Here is a 17501-nt window from a genome sequence, read left to right as displayed (position 1 = left end):
TACTGATGACCCAGTACCCAGTACCCAGTACCCAGTACTCAGTACTCAGGATCTAGAACTTAGAACTCAGGTTGAGCGTCAGTAATCTCGCCACATTCGCTGCCGTGTTTTCCACGTTTACCGCACCTTCACGCAGCGCCTCTTCCAGTGATACCGAACGAGGTACCACGCTGAATACGGCATCAATGCCATGCTCATGCACTACATCAACGTCATTGGATACACAGCCAGCGATACCGATCACCGGCAGGTTGAACTGCTTGGCACAACGCGCCACACCCATCGGGGTTTTGCCGTGGACGGTCTGGCTGTCCATGCGGCCTTCGCCGGTGATCACCAGATCCGCATCTTTCAGGTGCTCAGAAAGGTTAACCGCATCCATCACGATGTTGATGCCCGGACGCAGGTCAGCATTGAAAATACCCATCAATGCCGCGCCCATACCGCCCGCAGCACCTGCGCCTGCGCTGTTTTTCACATCGCGGCCAAGTTCAGTGTTCATCACATCAGCGTAGTGGGAGAGGTTGGCATCCAGCTTCATCACCATGCTTGGCGTTGCGCCTTTTTGTGGGCCAAAAATCGCGGATGCGCCTTTCTCGCCACAAAGCGGGTTGTCCACGTCACAGGCCACTTCCAGTTTTACCTCAGCCAGACGGCTGTCGATACCACTGCAATCGATAGTATGGATGTGTTCCAGTGCGCCGCCGCCCAAGCCAATGGCATTGCCGTCTTTATCCAGCAGTTTGACGCCCAGCGCCTGTGCCATGCCTGCGCCACCATCGTTGGTTGCGCTGCCGCCGATACCGATAATCAGGTGGGTGGCTCCGTGCTCCAAGGCTGCTTTGATCAGTTCACCGGTACCGAAACTGGTGGTCACCATCGGGTTGCGCTGTGAAGGTGGCACCAAATGCAGGCCGGATGCGGCCGCCATTTCAATGACTGCTGTTTTACCGTCACCCATCAGGCCGAAGAAGCCTTCCACTTCGTTTCCAAGCGGGCCGGTCACGTTCACGGTAATGATCTGTCCGCCTGTGGCATCAACCAGAGACTGAACCGTGCCTTCACCGCCGTCTGCCATTGGCAGTTTAACGATATCAGCATCTGGCATCACACGGCGAAAACCGTTTTCAATGGCAACAGCAACGTCCATTGCTGACAGGCTTTCTTTATAAGAATCAGGGGCAATAACAATTTTCATCAGCAATGTCCTCAAACAAACAGACCAAACACACCAAAGATAAGGGTAGAAACCAGCGCAATCACAAAACCGACTGCTGATTCGTAAGGAATAAGCTTCAGGCGCTCTTTCATATCCATGTGAACCGCGCCGCCAGTGGCGTGGAAGAAGCTGCCGTGTGGCATGTGGTCAAACACAGTCGCACCGGCGTGGATCATGGCTGCGCCTGCCAGCGCCGGCACACCCAGTTCAAGAATAGTATTGGCAAACACACTGCTCGCCACTGCTGTACCCGCCGTCGTGGACGCCGTTGCCAGAGACATCAGGGCGCCAGAGAACGGAGCCAGCAGGTAAGAAGGCAGGCCAGAGCTGGTCAGCAGATCAATCAGGCCATTTTTAAGGCCGGAGTTGGCAATAATGCCCGCCAGTGTGCCCGTACCCAGCAGCATCACAGCTACCGGTGCCATGCGGTTTAGACCAGACACTGCGAAATGGTTGGAATCGCGGAAGCGGCGCATTGCCAGCGCGCCCAACAGGCCACCCAAAGGCAGGGCGATCAGTGGGTCGATGTTGATGCCTGCAATCGGACGAAGAGCCAGTAAAGAGATAGCAACCATAGGCGCAACAATCGCTGCACCAAAGGAAGGCAGGCGGCTCATATCGACTTCGACTACTTCAGACGCGGCCACTTTACTGCCACGGTTCACGAGTTTCTTAGCAATAAAGTAGGCTGCCAGCATACCGAACAGGCCAGGGATAACACCGGCTGCCATTACTGACGTCAGGGGAACGTTGAAGGCGTCAGCCGCCGCAATGGCATTCGGGTTCGGGGACATGACGTTACCCGCTTTACCGCCGCCAACCATGGCCAGAAGGATGGCCATTTTAGAAAGATCCGCACGGCGGGCGATGGCCAGCGCAATCGGTGCCACGGTGATCACCGCCACATCGACGAACACGCCAACGGCTGTGAGGATCATGGTTGCCACCGCCAGTGCCAGCAGCGCGCGGGTTTCGCCGACTTTTTTCACAATCGTTTCAGCGATGGTGGTCGCTGCACCGGACTCAATCAGCACGCCTGCCAGTACACCGGCAGCGAGAATACGCAGCACTGCAGTCACAATACCCTGTGCGCCGCCAATCATCAGCGACACAGTGTCAGTCAGTGACACGCCACCAACGATACCACCCACCAGTGCACCGACAATCATGCCGTATGCAGGCGGAACCTTTCTTAAAATCAGGGTAATGGAAACAATCAGGGCAGCGAGGGCGCCCAAGGTAGAAACTTCGGTCATCTCATACTTCTCGGCTGAAACGAAAAACTGCCGGCACTGTACGACGCTGACCGGCAACTTGCTTTAGACGCTTGACTAAATTTGAGGCAGGTAGGGATGGGTTTGTTTGTGCATTTGCACAATGTTACTGTTTTTGGCGCCAGGTAAGGAAAGACAAATAGAGTAAGGTTCTCTCCTCTAACTTATTGATATCTAATTCTGTTATGTCGGAAATGCGTTGCAGGCGGTAGCGCAGGGTATTGCGGTGGATATGCAGGTTTTCGCACGTTTGAACTAAATCACAATTCTGTTCGAAAAATACCGACAGTGTCCGAATCAAAGTGCCACGGGTGTCGCTTTCAATCAAAAAGTTAATGGCCGCATGCAGTTGTCGGGTGCGCCAGTCATTTTCAGGCATGGCGCTGAGCAGCACGGCGAGGGCATGGTCTTCGTAATACATGACGGTTTCATCAGCGCGGCTGGCTGACAGGGTCGCGCTGGCAGTCTGGTAAGACTGCGCCAGACCTTTCAGGGAGGGGAAGTAGCCGCCATAAGCAATCTGAACCCGGAAGGCGCGCTGTTCTGCGACACGTTTGAGCAATAACTTCACTTTTTTCTGTTCGGATTTCCGCGACCAATCGCCGTTTTCCACCGTGATAGGTTTCAGCACCACAATCTCGTTGCGGGATACTGAAGTAATGCCGACCAGGTTGTCACGCTCAGGGTATTCAAGCAGGTGAACCATGGACTGGAGATGTTCCAGCGACAGGTTTTCAGCCTTATTGGGATGCAATTTGATGATGGCCGCCACACGGGGCTGTTCAAGGTCGAGATCCAAGCGCTGGGCGATAGAGATCAGTTGTCTGTCGTTCAGTTCGGACTCACGGATAAGCTGCAGCAACAGTTCTTCGCGGTGGCGTTTGTCCCACTGCATCTGGGAGATCAGGGCGGCTTGTTCGACAATAAGTTCTGCCGTCATTTTCACAAGCTCGCCATAGCGGCGTACATCCTCTGGGTTGCCGGAAATGCCGACTACACCGATAGCTTTGCCGTTAAATACTACCGGCAGGTTTACCCCGGGGCGAACCCCCATCAGCAAGTTGGAAGCAGCTTCATCAATTTCAACGACGCGGCTCTTTGAGAGTGTCAATAATGCGCCTTCATGCTTTTGATGCAGGCGGCTAGGATCGCCCGAGCCTATAATTAGCCCTTGCTCATCCATAACGTTGACGGAATACCCAATGATTTTCATCGTCCGTTCGACGATTTGACGCGCGATCATGCTGTTGAGTTGCATTAGGCCTCGAGATCCTGACAATGAGCAGACTTTTTCCAACCAGCCCGCCGTGGAAACTTGGCAGGGCAAACAAAGTGATACCGAGGATAGCACGTGGACTATGAATTTCGACGCAATACTTTAGATGACAGCTTTCATGCAGAGTTGTCCATGGGACATGAGGCGCTGGGACGTTGGCTGGTGGACGAATTAGGTACTGACCATGCCGCGATTGATGAGGTAGTGGAAAACCTCAATCTCGTCATGGCACAGGGCGGTGAATGGACACGCGCTGGAAAAGTCTTTCACCTGCAACTGACTCAGGATGAAGCGCTGATCCAGGCCAATGTGTTGCTGGAAGGCGACGATGAAGAGATGCCGGACGTCGATCTGCATACCTATGAAGAAGAAAGCGTGTCACTGTGCGGCCCGGAAGATCTCCTTTTGGTGCTTGAAGCCTGGCAGGATTTTATTCGTCGCTATGGTAGGTAACTCTCTGATTTTAATTATTTAAAGTTGCCGTTGTCGGCACTTCTAACCCTAAGTACTTCCCCGGCGCACCGAAGTTGACGCAACAACTTGGTGCGTTTTTCGTTACTCCCTTCCTCCATGCCAGATCTCGGTGAATGTTGTGCACTAATATGGTGCATAAAAAACAACCCGCACACTGATATTTATTTAAACAACTGATAAATAACACAAATAAAAATTGGCATACGAATTGATTGTTACTTGTCCAGAACAACTTAAACAAGGTTCAAGGAGAAGGTATGAAACTGATTAACGCAATTATCAAGCCGTTCAAGCTCGATGACGTGCGTGAAGCATTGGCGGAAGTCGGTGTGGACGGCATGACAGTCTCAGAGGTGAAGGGCTTTGGTCGCCAGAAAGGTCACACCGAACTGTATCGCGGCGCAGAGTATCAGGTGGATTTTCTGCCGAAAGTAAAAATTGAAATTGCTGCCCACAGTGAAAACGTCGACGAAATTGTTGAAGCCATCAGCAAGGCGGCGCAGACCGGCAAGATTGGTGACGGAAAGATCTTTGTTTATGACCTCCAGCACGCCGTGCGTATCCGTACCGGCGAGATGGACTCAGAAGCGATTTAAGGTTAAAGGGAGTAAGAAAGATGGAATTGACTACAACTGTAATGGAGCTGCGTTACGCGCTCGATACCTTTTTCTTTTTGATGTCCGGTGCGCTGGTCATGTGGATGGCCGCAGGCTTTGCCATGTTGGAAGCGGGTCTAGTACGTTCGAAAAACACCACTGAAATCCTGACTAAAAACGTGTGCCTCTACGCCATTGCCTGTACCACTTACCTGCTGGTGGGCTACAACATCATGTACGTGGACAACTCAGAAGGTGGCTGGTTGCCGTCGTTTGGTTTCCTTATTGGTACCCAGGCTGAAGACGCGGATCACTCTCTTGCATCAGACTTTTTCTTCCAGGTCGTCTTCGTCGCTACAGCAATGTCTGTGGTTTCTGGTGCGGTTGCTGAGCGCATGAAGCTTTGGGCATTCCTGGCATTTTCTGTGGTACTGACTGCCTTTATCTACCCAATTGAAGGTTACTGGACCTGGGGCGGCGGCTTCCTGTCTGAAGCAGGCTTCAGCGACTTTGCAGGCTCAGGTATCGTACACATGGCAGGTGCGTCTGCAGCGCTGGCGGGTGTTCTGATGCTGGGTGCACGTAAGGGCAAGTACGGCAAGAACGGCCAAATTTACCCAATCCCGGGTTCCAACCTGCCACTCGCAACCTTGGGTACGCTTATCCTCTGGTTTGGCTGGTTCGGTTTCAACGGCGGCTCGCAGCTGATGATCTCTGATTTTGAAAACGCGACCGCTGTGGGCGAAATCTTCCTGAACACCAACGCAGCGGCGGCCGCGGGTGCCATCGTGGCGCTGGCAGTGTGTAAAGCAGCGTGGGGCAAGGCAGATCTCACCATGGTTCTGAACGGTGCCTTGGCCGGTCTGGTTGCAATCACTGCAGATCCGCTGTCACCTTCTCCGGTTGCTGCATTGACCATTGGTGGCCTGGCTGGTGCGCTGGTTGTGTTCAGCATCGTTGGTCTTGATAAGCTGAAAATCGATGACCCTGTAGGCGCAATTTCCGTACACGGTACCTGTGGCTTGTTTGGCCTGATGGTTGTGCCATTCAGCAACGCAGATGCTTCATTCGCAGGTCAGCTGTTCGGTGCGCTGGTTATCTTTGCCTGGGTATTCGGTGCAAGCCTTGCGGTTTGGTCGGTACTGAAAGCCACCATGGGTATCCGTGTTAGCGAAGATGAAGAGCTGGAAGGAATGGATTTCCACGACTGTGGCGTGGATGCTTACCCAGAGTTCGTTAGCGTGAAATAACCAAAACGAAAGCTGAAACATTCCAAGCCCTGCGTCAAAACGACGCAGGGCTTTTTGCTATTTATCGTACAGACAACGTATTGCGTGATTCCATTGGATGTGTATACTAATGCTATTGATAAACGTTCTCATTTGAATTTACATTTTAGGGACAGGCAAAATGAAAAAAATGCTTTCAGCATCTGCACTGGTATTAGGTGTTTTGGGGTCGACATCGGCATTTGCAGCTGATGAGGTGAATGTTTACTCCTATCGTCAGCCATTTTTGATCGAACCAATGCTGGATGCATTTACCAAGGAAACTGGTATCAAGGTGAACGTGAAGTTTGCCAAGGAAGGGTTAGCGGAGAAACTGATGCAGGAGGGTGAATACAGCCCGGCAGACGTGTTGCTGACCGTTGATATCGCGCGCCTGAAAGAGCTGGACAACAAAGATCTGGTTCAAGCACTGGACAGTGAAGTGATTGAAGCCAATGTGCCGGCTCAGTTCCGTGACAATGACGATCGCTGGTTTGCACTGACATTACGTTCACGTGGTGTGTACTCTTCCCGTGACCGCGTAGGTAAACTGGGCAACGATTTTGACTATATGGATCTGGCGAAACCTGAATTCAAAGGAAAAATCTGTACGCGCTCGGGTAAACACCCATACAATGTGTCTTTGATTTCGGCCATTATTGCCAATCACGGTGAAGCCGAAGCGAAAGCTTGGCTGGAAGGCGTGAAAGCAAACCTGGCGCGTAAGCCGCAAGGTAACGACCGTGCGCAGGTAAAAGCGATTTCGGAAGGCCTGTGTGATGTGTCTCTGGGTAACAGCTACTACCTGGGTAAAATGCTGGCAGATGAGCAGCAAGTTCCTTGGGCAGAGAGCGTTTATCTGAACTATCCGGGTCAAAATGCCAACGGCACCCACGTAAACGTGAGTGGTATGGCAATGGCAAAATACGCACCGAACAAAGAAAATGCACAAAAACTGATGGAGTTTTTGACGTCGGAAGCGGCGCAGAAGATGTATGCGGAATTGAACTACGAAGATCCAGTGAAACCTGGTGTAGCAAGCTCTGAACTGGTTGCTTCATGGGGTGAATACCGCGCAGATGACCTGTCACTGGAAAAAGTGGCAGAGAATCATGAAAAAGCGATGAAGCTGCTGGACGAAGTGAAATTCGATCTTTGATCATCAAAAGCTGCATAGACAAGGGGGAATGATTTCCCCCTTTCGCCGTTATCTGGCGCCATGATGTTGTAGGCAATGTTAGAACAAAACCGATTATTGAAAACCAGCAGCTGGGGTGTTTCCCTGCTGCTGGTTTTGCCGATTCTGGCGATCTTTTATACCGCGCTTGGCGCGTCCGATGACGTCTTCGCCCATTTGATGGCGACCGTGATGAGTACCTATGCGCTGAATACGGCGCTGTTGGTGCTCGGCACCGTGTCGCTGGCGTTGCTGATGGGGATCCCATCTGCTTGGCTGTTGGCAAACTACTCCCTTCCAGGAGGGAATTGGTTGCAATGGGCATTGGTGCTACCACTGGCGATGCCGGGCTATATTGTCGGTTATATCTATACCGACTGGTTTGACTTTGCCGGTCCCATCCAGATGTTGCTGCGAGACTTTACGGGCTGGACGTCGGCAGCACAGTACTGGTTTCCAGATTTACGAACCCTCCCTGGCGCCTGCTTCGTGCTGGCATTGGTACTTTATCCCTACATTTACCTTCTGGCGCGCGCTGCCTTTATGGAGCAAAGCCTGACCCTGACCCAGTCAGCACGCCTGCTAGGATGCACCCCGACCCAAAGCTTTTTCCGCGTTTCGCTGCCTCTGGCAAGACCCGCCATTGCTGTCGGTGCTTCGTTGGTTGCGATGGAAGCGCTGGGGGATTTCGGTACCGTGAGCTACTTTGCCGTGAGTACCCTGACCACGGCGGTGTATGACACTTGGCTGGGTTACTCTAACCTGAATGCCGCAGCAAAAATCTCTGCCATTATGCTGGTGGTGATTTTCCTGCTGATCAGCAGTGAACGTTACAGCCGCCGCAAGCAGAAGTTGTTCAGCCAGAACGTTACGCCAGACACCATCGTCAAATCACCGCTGAAAGGTAAGGCCAGGGTTGTTGGCACCATCTGGTGCTGGGGGCTGTTTATCATCGCGTTTGTGGCGCCGCTTGGACAGTTGCTGATTTATGCGTGGGACTACCATGCCAGCAGTTCAATTGAAGATTTTGCCCAGTACAGTGTGAACAGCATTTACGTGTCACTGGTTGCGGCACTGGTGGCTCTGGTGGTGGCGCTGTTGGTGAACTTCTACAAACGTCTGTCTGGGAAGGCAGCCGGCAACGTGCCTATCCGCATGGCGTCTCTTGGCTATGCGGTTCCGGGAACAGTGCTGGCTATCGGTGTGCTGATTTTCCTGACCAGTGCTGATCACCTGATCAATGACCTTGCCAAAGAGATGGGGTGGGGCAGACCAGGGCTTCTCTTCTCTGGCTCAATGTTCGCTATGTTAACGGCATTTGTGGTGCGCTTCAGTGCGGTGGCAATTGGCAGTGTGGAATCCAGCCTGGCCAAAGTGTCGCCATCATTGGATATGGCCGCCCGCACTATGGGGTGCAACGTACGCAGCATGATCCAGCGTGTGCAGTTGCCGCTAATCCGCCGAGGCTGCCTGATTGCTATGCTGCTGGTCTTTATCGAATCGATGAAAGAGCTGAATGCCGCGCTGTTGCTGCGTCCGTTTAACTTCGAAACCCTGGCCACCTTCGTTTTTAACTACGCCTCGGATGAACACCTTGAATATGCAGCGCTGCCGGCGGTATTGTTGGTGGCTGTCGGGCTTGTACCGCTGATTTTGATTAACCGTTCTTTGGAGCAAAGCCACTCATGAGTTGTGCACTGACCGTAAGCAATCTGATTTGCCGTTACAATGGACAGGCCGTGTTGAATGACCTCACGTTCCGCGTCGAAAAAGGCGAAATCGTCTGTTTGCTCGGCGCGAGTGGCTGCGGTAAAACCACCTTACTGAAATCCATCGCGGGTCTGTTGCCTCTCGACAGCGGTGAGATGACCATCAACTGCCGGCAGATTGTCGGTGCGGGTATTAACGTGCCGCCTGAGCAGCGCAATATCGGCATGATTTTTCAGGATTACGCGCTTTTCCCTCACCTGACCGTGGCAGAAAATGTCTCCTTTGGCCTGCAGGGCTGGGACAAGGCGGCGGTGAAAAACCGTGTGCAGGAAATGTTGGTTTTGGTGAAACTGGATGGCCTTGAAAAACGTTATCCGCACCAGCTTTCCGGCGGTCAGCAACAGCGCGTGGCAATTGCCCGTGCGCTGGCGAGCAAACCTGATCTGCTGTTGCTTGATGAACCTTTTTCCAACATCGATACCCAGGTGCGCCACAGCCTGATCAAAGAAATCCGCAAGCTGTTCAAAGAGCAGGGCGTGACAGCAATCTTTGTTACCCACAGCCGTGAGGAAGCCTTTGCGTTTGCCGACAAGCTGGCGGTAATGAACAAAGGTGTGATTGAGCAATATGGCAGTGCTACTGAACTCTACTACGCACCGAGCAGCCGCTTTGTGGCGGACTTCCTTGGCCATGGCTCCTATGTGCCGGTCAGTGTGGCTGCAGGAAACAAACTGCAGACGCCGCTAGGTGAGTGGCCACTGACACAAACGCATCAAAGCAATGAGCTTGAATGGCTTATCCGCCCGCAAAACCTTTCTATCGCGCCGGATGAAAACGGAGAAGCGGTAGTGAGTGATGTGCAATTTATGGGTGACAGTTGCCGCTACTTGGTAGAGGTGAGTGGACAGCGTCTGATGGTGTATTCCAACCAGTTGTTGGAATTGGGGGACAGGGTGCGGCTGGATATCCGCGCTCACGAGCCTGTGCTGTTTTCAGCGTCGTGACGCAAATTTTAAGACTAAAAAAACCGGCTATTCAGAAGCCGGTTTTTTTGTGCTCGGGATCAATGGCCACAGACCATATCAATATAGCCATCGGCCTGGCGAACAAGTGCATCTTTATCCGGTTGCTGGTGAGTTTGAAGATAAAGGATGTAGCAGATTCCATCGAAAAGACGGGCCAGTTCAATCGCTGAACGACGCTCTGGCAACACTCCCTCTTTGATGCCATGTTCAAATAATTCTGTGTACTGATCGAGAACGACATTTTTGCCTTCAACAAATTCCGGCCAGATGTCTTCACGGATTGATGTACTCCACTCGTACCATACTTTCAGCCACTCTTTATCTTCTAATGCGGCGTCAATCAGCGCTGACGTGATAAAGGAAAGTGAGTGACGAACGTTTTTCTTTCCGAGGTGAAGGTGACGGGCAATCAGTTTATGGAATTCCAACTGCGCCTCTTTTAAAACAGCTTCAACCAACTCTTCCCGCGTCGAGAAGTAGTTAAATACTGTAGCCACTGAGACTTGCGCCATATCGGCGATGTCTGCGTGTCCTGCACGTCCAATTCCACGCTTGGAGAAAACCTCCAGAGCATAGCCGAGAAGTTGTTCCTTTCTCTGCTCAGGCGAAAGCCGGGTCCTTGTACGTCCGCTTGATGTCGTCATCCTGGTTCCTGCCAACTATTGATTTCTGATCGCAGTAATCTGTGATCTTTATATTGATGTAATACGATATTAAACAACCGCTTGGAAAGTGTATAACAGTAACTAGTTGCAGAACAAACCCATCCCTGGTTTGAGTGTCGGATTTTTGACGTGTATCGAGAGTAGGATTGAAACAGGCTCGATGGTAGAATAGCCAACCTCTTTTACACAGGTTGTCAGGCGGTTTTCCGTCGAGGTATAGAATGAAACATACCGTTGAAGTGATGATTTCAGAACAGGACGTTCAAGCGCGTGTTAAGGCGCTGGGTGCTGAAATCTCTGAACACTATAAAGACTCACAGGATCTGGTCATGGTTGGCCTGCTGCGTGGTTCTTTCGTATTTATGGCGGATTTGGCGCGCGCAATTACCCTGCCGCATTCGGTCGATTTTATGACTGCATCAAGCTATGGCAACGCCATGGAAAGCAGCCGTGATGTGCGTATCCTGAAAGATCTGGATGACGACATCAAAGGCAAAGATGTGTTGTTGGTGGAAGATATTATCGACACCGGCAACACCCTGAGCAAAGTGTGCGAAATTCTGTCTATCCGTGAACCTAAGTCTATTCGCATCTGTACCCTGCTCGATAAACCTGAACGTCGGGAAGTTGACGTGAACGTTGACTGGTATGGCTTTAAGATCCCGGACGAGTTCGTGGTTGGTGTAGGTATCGACTACGCGCAGAAGTACCGTCATCTGCCATTCATCGGTAAAGTGGTTCCACTGGAAGACTGATGCCGATAAAAAAGCGACCTCCGGGTCGCTTTTTTGTATCTAGCTGTTTCTAATTGTGAGTGGTTATTCCGGTACCAGTTCTGCCATTGCGGCTTCGTAGCCTGCCTCCAGCTCCTCAGTGCTGTTGGATGTCATTTTCAAATCCTTCAACACGCCATCAGAAAGGTCATAGAACCAGCCGTGTATTTTCACATCTTGTCCGCGAGCCCAGGCTGCGCGCATGATGGTGGTGCTACCCAGGTTGTAGACCTGCTCAGCAACATTAATCTCACACAGGCGGTTGCCCTGATCTTCAATGCTTAGAGAACTCAGGTAGCGTTTGTGCTTGCGGTAAAGATCGCGGATGTGCAGCAGCCAGTTGTTGATAAGCCCAAGCTCCGGGTTTTCAATGGCAGCGTGGACACCGCCACAGCCGTAATGACCGCAGATAATGATGTGTTTAACCTTGAGCACGTCGACCGCATATTGCACCACAGAAAGGCAGTTGAGGTCGGTATGGATAACCTGATTGGCGACATTGCGGTGAACGAATAGCTCGCCGGATACCAATCCGGTCAGGCGCTCTGCCGGCACCCGGCTGTCAGCACAGCCAATCCAGAGATACTCAGGATGCTGTGATTTGGCAAGCTCGGCGAAGAAGGCCGGATTGTCTTCCTTGATGGTTTTGGACCACTTTTGGTTATTGGCAAGAAGTTGCTTTATTTGTGCCATGGCGCCTCCCTAAAAAGCCCGCGTCACTATACACCACAAAAGTTCATGTTTAGATACAATTTAACGCTTTCTACTCAATATATTAACTCCTCCTACCACCGGACATCTTGGTATAACTGAGGTTTCAGGGACAGTCGCGGGGGGTATACTGGCGACGATTTTCAACGACCTGAAGATAACTGGATGTATTTAAAGGGAGAAAGATGTGACATTTGACCGATTCAAACACTGGAGCCTGAAAGGTGACGTTTTCGGTGGGGTGACGACGGCGATTATTTCCCTGCCGCTTGCACTGGCTTTCGGTGTCGCATCCGGCGCCGGGGCAGAAGCGGGTCTTTGGGGTGCCATTTTAGTTGGCCTGTTTGCCGCCTTGTTTGGCGGCTCTACCACTCTGATTTCAGAACCGACCGGCCCGATGACGGTGATCATGACGGCGGTGCTCACCTCGATGATGGCGAGTTATCCGGAAACCGGCGCGGCCATGGCGTTTACTGTTGTGATGATGGCAGGCGCATTCCAAGTTTTACTGGGCACGCTCAAGCTGGGGAAATACGTCACTCTGATGCCTTACAGCGTGATATCCGGCTTTATGTCCGGTATTGGTGTGATACTTATCCTGCTGCAAATCAGCCCGCTGCTGGGGCATGAAGCTCCGCCGGGCGGGGTGATTGGCACGTTGAAGGCACTGCCGGATACCGTGTTGAACCTCAGCGTCAAAGAACTGTTTCTGGGGCTTTTGACCCTCGGCATCCTATTCTACTTCCCGAAAAAGTATCGCAAGTTTGTACCGGCGCAGTTGGTGGCACTGGTGGGCGTTACCTTGCTTTCGCTGCTGCTTTTTGACGCCGACAGTATCCGCCGTATCGGGGAAATCCCGACAGGTTTGCCCAGCTTCATTTTCCCTACCTTTACGCCGGAGCAATTCACCACCATGGTGATTGATGCGCTGGTGCTGGGTACGCTGGGTTGTATTGATACTCTGTTGACGGCGGTTATTGCCGACTCCCTCACCCGGGAAGAGCATAACTCCGACAAAGAGCTGCGCGGTCAGGGGATCGCCAATATGATTTCTGGCCTGTTTGGCGCATTGCCCGGTGCCGGTGCAACCATGGGCACGGTGGTGAATGTTCAGGTTGGGGCACGCTCACCGCTGGCGGGGATTGTCCGCGCCCTGATTCTGGCGGCTGTGGTGTTGGTGGCTGGATTTCTTACAGAACCCATTCCGATGGCGGTGCTGGCCGGTATCGCGCTGTATGTGGGTATCAACATCCTTGACTGGAGTTTCATCCAGCGCGCCCACAAAGTCAGCCTACAGCAAATGTTTATCATGTACGGTGTGATGGTACTGACCGTCTTTGTAGACCTGATTGTCGCGGTCGGGCTTGGCGTGTTTATTTCCAACATTGTGGTGATTGAGCGTTTGAGCCGTGAACAGGCCAAGCAGGTGAAAGCCATCAGTGATGCCGATGACGATGATGTGCCACTGACGGATGAAGAAAGGGATTTATTAGATAGTTCTGATGGAAAGGTGTTGTTTTTCTATCTTTCTGGCCCAATGATCTTTAGCGTATCTAAAGCCATCTCCCGGCAGCATACCCGGATTGGCGATTACCGTGTCATGATCCTGGATTTGAGCGATGTGCCGCTTATCGATATGACCGTCGGCTTGGCGCTGGAAAACGCCATTGCTGACGCCCGTGAAGCCAACTGTACCGTGTTCCTGCTCAGTCCGCATGAGCAGACCACTGAACAGCTAAAACGCCTACATGTTGGCGACTGGGTTGCTGATACGCACACGTTTGATTCCCGTTATGATGCGCTGAGTGCCGCGAAGCGGCTTACTGAAGTCATGCCATAAAAAAGAAAACAACCCTTATGAAAGCAATTGAAATAGACAATCTGGTCAAAGTTTATGGCACAGATGTCAAAGCGCTGAAAGGGGTATCGTTATCGGTGGAGGAGGGCGACTTTTATGCCCTTCTCGGCCCCAACGGTGCCGGAAAGTCCACCACTATCGGGATCTTGAGTTCACTGGTGAACAAAACCTCGGGAAAGGTGAAGATCTTCGGTTACGACATAGACACCCAACTTGTCGACGCCAAAAGACAACTGGGGCTGGTGCCGCAGGAGTTCAACTTCAACCAGTTTGAAAAGGTTGAACAGATTGTGGTGAACCAGGCTGGCTACTATGGGGTTGAGCGCGAGGAAGCCAAGCGCCGTGCTCAGAAATATCTGACCCAACTGGACTTATGGGAAAAGCGTAACGAGCAAGCAAGGAACCTTTCCGGCGGGATGAAACGCCGCCTGATGATTGCCCGTGCCTTGATGCACGAACCAAAACTGCTGATCCTCGATGAACCGACCGCGGGTGTGGATATCGAGCTGCGCCGCTCGATGTGGACTTTCCTCAAAGAGATTAACCGCCAGGGCATCACCATTATCCTGACTACCCACTACCTGGAAGAGGCGGAAATGCTGTGCCGTAATATCGGCATCATCAGCCGTGGAGAGCTGATTGAAGACACCTCGATGAAAGCGCTGCTCAAAAAGCTGGATGTGGAAACCTTTATTCTCGATTTGTCCCCTGACAGCCAGGTGAAAAGCCTTGAAGGTGTCAACTGGACGCAGGTGGATGACCATACGCTGGAAGTAGAGGTCTCCCAGGCAACTGGCCTGAACACGGTATTTGAACAGCTGACAGCGCAGGGCATTAAAGTGCTGTCGATGCGTAACAAGGCTAACCGCCTTGAGGAGCTATTTGTCACCCTGGTGCGGGAAACTGCGGAGGCGAAAGCATGAATAAACTCTACTGGGTGGCGTTTAAGAGCCTGATCATCAAGGAAGTGACGCGCTTCAGCCGTATCTGGGTGCAAACCCTGGTGCCGCCTGCGATCACCATGACACTCTATTTCATCATTTTCGGCAACTTGATTGGCAGTCGTATCGGCGAGATGGGTGGCTTCAGTTACATGGCCTACATCGTGCCCGGACTTATCATGATGTCGGTGATCACCAACTCCTATTCCAATGTGGCATCCTCATTTTTCAGTGCCAAGCTGCAGCGCAACATTGAAGAGCTGATGGTGGCGCCGGTGCCCAACTACATCATCATTGCCGGCTATGTCGGTGGCGGGGTGTGCCGCGGTTTGGCGGTGGGTTTCCTCGTTTCGGTCGTGTCGCTGTTTTTTGTCGATCTGCACATTGCGCACCTTGGCGTGATCGTTGCGACTGTGGTACTGACGTCGATTCTGTTCTCCCTGGGAGGGCTGATCAACGCGGTCTATGCGCGCAGCTTTGACGATATCAGCATTATTCCGACCTTTATCCTGACGCCGCTGACCTATCTGGGCGGGGTATTCTATTCGCTGTCATTGCTGCCTGAGTTCTGGCAGGGGGTATCGAAGCTCAACCCGATCGTCTACATGGTCAATGCGTTCCGGTACGGCTTTCTGGGTGTGTCGGACGTGAATATCGTTACCTCATTTGCTGTCCTGCTGGCGTTTATTGCCGGTCTTTATACCTTGGCTTGGTATCTCATCAGCCGCGGTATCGGGCTTCGCAGCTGAACACCACTGATTTGCAGGTAATAAAAAACCGCCGTTGTACGGCGGTTTTTTTGTGGCAGCTCATGACTCTTCGCTGTCGTCACTCACCTGTGGGGCGAGGTCGATAGTCAGGTTGTCAATCAGCCTGACCTGACCGAGGAAGGCTGACGCCAGTACCACGGCTTTGGTGGTGTGCTCGTTGATAGGCTGAAGCGTGTGGGCATCGCGGATAAAGATTTCGTCCGGCTCCAGGCCTGCTGCGCGCAACTGGTCATTGCCGTCCAGTACCAGCTCACTGTAGTCCGAGCGTCCGCCGCGCATCTGGCTGCTGATCCAGCGCAGGGTTTTAGCCAGCACCGGCGCGCGTTGGCGTTCATCCACAGTCAGTCGTGTATTGCGGCTGCTCATGGCAAGGCCGTCCATTTCACGTACCGTAGCGACCGGGATGATTTCGATCGGCAGGCAAAGGTCAGCCACCATCTTGTTGATCACGGCCAGCTGTTGGAAGTCTTTTTCGCCGAAACAGGCAACGTCAGGCTGTACCATGTTGAACAGCTTGCTCACCACAGTCGCCACGCCACGGAAATGACCCGGGCGGGAAGCGCCTTCCATCACACCGGACAAGCCTGGCACATCAACATAGCTGTGTTGATCCATGCCGTTCGGATACATGACGTCAGCACTCGGGGTGAAAACCACTTCCACGCCTTCGCCATTAAGCTTGGACAGATCTTCGTCCAGCGTACGTGGGTACGCGGCCAAATCGTCGGCCTTATCAAACTGCATCGGGTTAACGAAGATGCTTACAACCACTACATCGGCATTTTCACGGGCGCGGCGCACCAGCGTTAGATGACCGTCGTGCAGGTGACCCATGGTAGGGACAAACGCGATGCGTTGACCTTCACGGCGCCATTGCAGAATTTGTTCACGTAGTGGGGCAATCTCAGCGATCACTTGCATTATTCAGCATTCCTTAGTTAAACGTCTGCTCAGGGCCAGGGAACTCGCCGCTTGCCACTTCTTCGATATAACGGGCAACTGCCAAACGCATGTCTCCCGTCTCTTTCAGGTAGTTTTTGGAAAAGCGCGGAATGTAGTTGGCAGAGATACCAAACATATCGTGCATTACCAGGATCTGGCCGTCGGTCGCATTGCCTGCACCGATGCCGATAACCGGCACGCGAACCGCGTCGGTAATGCGCGCTGCCAACGCTTTGGGTACACATTCCAGCAGAATAACCTGTGCGCCAGCGGCCTCAAGTGCCAGGGCGTCCTGTACCATTTGTTCGGCTTTTTGCTCATCGCGGCCCTGGATTTTAAAGCCGCCAAAAATGTTGATCGATTGTGGGGTTAAGCCGAGGTGGGCACACACAGGTACCGCGCGTTGTGTCAGCTTGGTGACGGTTTCTGCCAGCCAGGCACCGCCTTCCAGCTTCACCATGTTGGCACCGGCTTGCATCAGCACGGCGGCATTCTTACAGGCGTCTTCCGGCGTGGCGTAAGACATGAAAGGCATGTCCGCCATCAACAGGCAATGTGGGCTGCCGGCACGCACGCTGCGCGTGTGATAGGCAATGTCTTCAACCGTGACAGAAAGGGTGTCACTTTTTCCTTGCAGTACCATGCCAAGGGAGTCACCAACCAGCAACACGGGCATTTCCTGCGATTCGAACAATTGGGCAAAACTGGCATCATAAGCAGTTGCCGAGGCAAATTTACGTCCTTCCTGCTTCCATGCCATCAAGGTATTAATCGTAATTTTTTTCATTTTGTCTCCCAAACCCTGCTCACTTTCCTTTTAGG

At 52.4% G+C, this 17501-nt stretch carries 17 protein-coding genes; 10 read left to right on the top strand and 7 right to left on the bottom strand.

The genetic code is table 11. The features are described 5' to 3' along the window. Positions 1 to 52: 52 nt before the first annotated feature. From KU854_RS08360 to KU854_RS08350, 3 genes are all read right to left on the bottom strand, one after another. Entirely contained in the window at positions 53 to 1198 is a 1146-nt protein-coding gene (locus KU854_RS08360) for a glycerate kinase (protein ID WP_218357990.1), read from the bottom strand. Positions 1199 to 1209: 11 nt separating this feature from the next. Continuing rightward, positions 1210 to 2475: a GntP family permease gene (locus tag KU854_RS08355; RefSeq protein ID WP_218357988.1), complete on the bottom strand. Its 1266-nt coding sequence runs from the start codon at positions 2473 to 2475 to the stop codon at positions 1210 to 1212. 124 nt (positions 2476 to 2599) lie between these two features. Then, positions 2600 to 3751, bottom strand: a complete 1152-nt coding sequence (locus KU854_RS08350; RefSeq protein ID WP_218357986.1) for a sugar diacid recognition domain-containing protein — start codon at positions 3749 to 3751, stop codon at positions 2600 to 2602. A 93-nt stretch (positions 3752 to 3844) separates the two neighbouring features. Here KU854_RS08350 and KU854_RS08345 point away from each other — a divergent pair, with 93 nt between their 5' ends. The 6 genes from KU854_RS08345 (at position 3845) to KU854_RS08320 (ending at position 9998) form a co-directional block, all read left to right on the top strand. Continuing rightward, a complete protein-coding gene (locus tag KU854_RS08345; protein WP_054779424.1) occupies positions 3845 to 4222 on the top strand; it encodes a YacL family protein in 378 nt (125 codons plus the stop codon). A gap of 278 nt (positions 4223 to 4500) precedes the next feature. Continuing rightward, positions 4501 to 4839 (top strand): P-II family nitrogen regulator, encoded by a 339-nt coding sequence (gene glnK, locus KU854_RS08340; protein ID WP_054779425.1) that lies wholly within the window; start codon positions 4501 to 4503, stop codon positions 4837 to 4839. A gap of 20 nt (positions 4840 to 4859) precedes the next feature. Then, positions 4860 to 6089, top strand: coding sequence for an ammonium transporter (locus tag KU854_RS08335; RefSeq protein WP_218357984.1), 1230 nt, complete (start codon positions 4860 to 4862; stop codon positions 6087 to 6089). A gap of 160 nt (positions 6090 to 6249) precedes the next feature. Further along, positions 6250 to 7266, top strand: a complete 1017-nt coding sequence (locus KU854_RS08330) for a Fe(3+) ABC transporter substrate-binding protein (RefSeq protein WP_218357982.1) — start codon at positions 6250 to 6252, stop codon at positions 7264 to 7266. Between the two features lie 75 nt (positions 7267 to 7341). Beyond that, on the top strand, positions 7342 to 8973 hold the full coding sequence (locus KU854_RS08325) for an ABC transporter permease (protein ID WP_218357980.1): 1632 nt from the start codon (positions 7342 to 7344) through the stop codon (positions 8971 to 8973). Continuing rightward, positions 8970 to 9998: an ABC transporter ATP-binding protein gene (locus tag KU854_RS08320; RefSeq protein WP_218357978.1), complete on the top strand. Its 1029-nt coding sequence runs from the start codon at positions 8970 to 8972 to the stop codon at positions 9996 to 9998. Before KU854_RS08325 ends, KU854_RS08320 begins: the two co-directional genes overlap by 4 nt. A gap of 59 nt (positions 9999 to 10057) precedes the next feature. Here the strand turns inward: KU854_RS08320 and KU854_RS08315 are convergent, their stop codons facing one another. Continuing rightward, entirely contained in the window at positions 10058 to 10663 is a 606-nt protein-coding gene (locus tag KU854_RS08315; protein ID WP_218357977.1) for a TetR/AcrR family transcriptional regulator, read from the bottom strand. Between the two features lie 242 nt (positions 10664 to 10905). On the opposite strand from KU854_RS08315, the gene hpt reads away from it, so the two are divergent. Beyond that, complete coding sequence (gene hpt / locus KU854_RS08310) at positions 10906 to 11439, top strand: hypoxanthine phosphoribosyltransferase (protein WP_218357976.1); 534 nt, start codon at positions 10906 to 10908, stop codon at positions 11437 to 11439. 63 nt (positions 11440 to 11502) lie between these two features. On the opposite strand, the gene can is transcribed toward hpt, so the two are convergent. After that, the gene (can, locus tag KU854_RS08305; RefSeq protein ID WP_054779428.1) at positions 11503 to 12150 is read right to left on the bottom strand and encodes a carbonate dehydratase; all 648 of its coding nucleotides are present in this window, start codon (positions 12148 to 12150) and stop codon (positions 11503 to 11505) included. Positions 12151 to 12355: 205 nt separating this feature from the next. Here can and KU854_RS08300 point away from each other — a divergent pair, with 205 nt between their 5' ends. The 3 genes from KU854_RS08300 to KU854_RS08290 are packed head-to-tail and all read left to right on the top strand — an operon-like array spanning position 12356 to position 15716. After that, positions 12356 to 14008, top strand: a complete 1653-nt coding sequence (locus KU854_RS08300; RefSeq protein WP_218357975.1) for a SulP family inorganic anion transporter — start codon at positions 12356 to 12358, stop codon at positions 14006 to 14008. A 17-nt stretch (positions 14009 to 14025) separates the two neighbouring features. Further along, positions 14026 to 14949, top strand: a complete 924-nt coding sequence (locus KU854_RS08295) for an ABC transporter ATP-binding protein (RefSeq protein WP_218357974.1) — start codon at positions 14026 to 14028, stop codon at positions 14947 to 14949. Then, a complete protein-coding gene (locus KU854_RS08290) occupies positions 14946 to 15716 on the top strand; it encodes an ABC transporter permease (protein ID WP_218357973.1) in 771 nt (256 codons plus the stop codon). Before KU854_RS08295 ends, KU854_RS08290 begins: the two co-directional genes overlap by 4 nt. A gap of 60 nt (positions 15717 to 15776) precedes the next feature. On the opposite strand, the gene panC is transcribed toward KU854_RS08290, so the two are convergent. Together panC and panB are read right to left on the bottom strand one after the other, a co-directional pair. After that, positions 15777 to 16658 (bottom strand): pantoate--beta-alanine ligase, encoded by an 882-nt coding sequence (panC, locus tag KU854_RS08285; protein ID WP_218357972.1) that lies wholly within the window; start codon positions 16656 to 16658, stop codon positions 15777 to 15779. A gap of 13 nt (positions 16659 to 16671) precedes the next feature. Further along, complete coding sequence (panB, locus tag KU854_RS08280; RefSeq protein ID WP_218357970.1) at positions 16672 to 17466, bottom strand: 3-methyl-2-oxobutanoate hydroxymethyltransferase; 795 nt, start codon at positions 17464 to 17466, stop codon at positions 16672 to 16674. Between the last annotated feature and the right edge of the window lie 35 nt (positions 17467 to 17501).

The organism is Enterovibrio paralichthyis (assembly GCF_019209835.1).
Classification (GTDB): domain Bacteria; phylum Pseudomonadota; class Gammaproteobacteria; order Enterobacterales; family Vibrionaceae; genus Enterovibrio; species Enterovibrio paralichthyis.
Note: the sequence above shows the minus strand (reverse complement) of the source record. Positions and strands in the feature narration are given on the sequence as shown.

Bases quoted from the DNA above. Each gene is read 5' to 3' on its own strand.
- KU854_RS08360 (WP_218357990.1), bottom strand. From the start codon at position 1,198: ATGAAAATTGTTATTGCCCCTGATTCTTATAAAGAAAGCCTGTCAGCA.
- KU854_RS08355 (WP_218357988.1), bottom strand. From the start codon at position 2,475: ATGACCGAAGTTTCTACCTTGGGCGCCCTCGCTGCCCTGATTGTTTCC.
- KU854_RS08350 (WP_218357986.1), bottom strand. From the start codon at position 3,751: ATGCAACTCAACAGCATGATCGCGCGTCAAATCGTCGAACGGACGATG.
- glnK (WP_054779425.1), top strand. From the start codon at position 4,501: ATGAAACTGATTAACGCAATTATCAAGCCGTTCAAGCTCGATGACGTG.
- KU854_RS08335 (WP_218357984.1), top strand. From the start codon at position 4,860: ATGGAATTGACTACAACTGTAATGGAGCTGCGTTACGCGCTCGATACC.
- KU854_RS08330 (WP_218357982.1), top strand. From the start codon at position 6,250: ATGAAAAAAATGCTTTCAGCATCTGCACTGGTATTAGGTGTTTTGGGG.
- KU854_RS08325 (WP_218357980.1), top strand. From the start codon at position 7,342: ATGTTAGAACAAAACCGATTATTGAAAACCAGCAGCTGGGGTGTTTCC.
- KU854_RS08320 (WP_218357978.1), top strand. From the start codon at position 8,970: ATGAGTTGTGCACTGACCGTAAGCAATCTGATTTGCCGTTACAATGGA.
- KU854_RS08315 (WP_218357977.1), bottom strand. From the start codon at position 10,663: ATGACGACATCAAGCGGACGTACAAGGACCCGGCTTTCGCCTGAGCAG.
- hpt (WP_218357976.1), top strand. From the start codon at position 10,906: ATGAAACATACCGTTGAAGTGATGATTTCAGAACAGGACGTTCAAGCG.
- can (WP_054779428.1), bottom strand. From the start codon at position 12,150: ATGGCACAAATAAAGCAACTTCTTGCCAATAACCAAAAGTGGTCCAAA.
- KU854_RS08295 (WP_218357974.1), top strand. From the start codon at position 14,026: ATGAAAGCAATTGAAATAGACAATCTGGTCAAAGTTTATGGCACAGAT.
- KU854_RS08290 (WP_218357973.1), top strand. From the start codon at position 14,946: ATGAATAAACTCTACTGGGTGGCGTTTAAGAGCCTGATCATCAAGGAA.
- panC (WP_218357972.1), bottom strand. From the start codon at position 16,658: ATGCAAGTGATCGCTGAGATTGCCCCACTACGTGAACAAATTCTGCAA.
- panB (WP_218357970.1), bottom strand. From the start codon at position 17,466: ATGAAAAAAATTACGATTAATACCTTGATGGCATGGAAGCAGGAAGGA.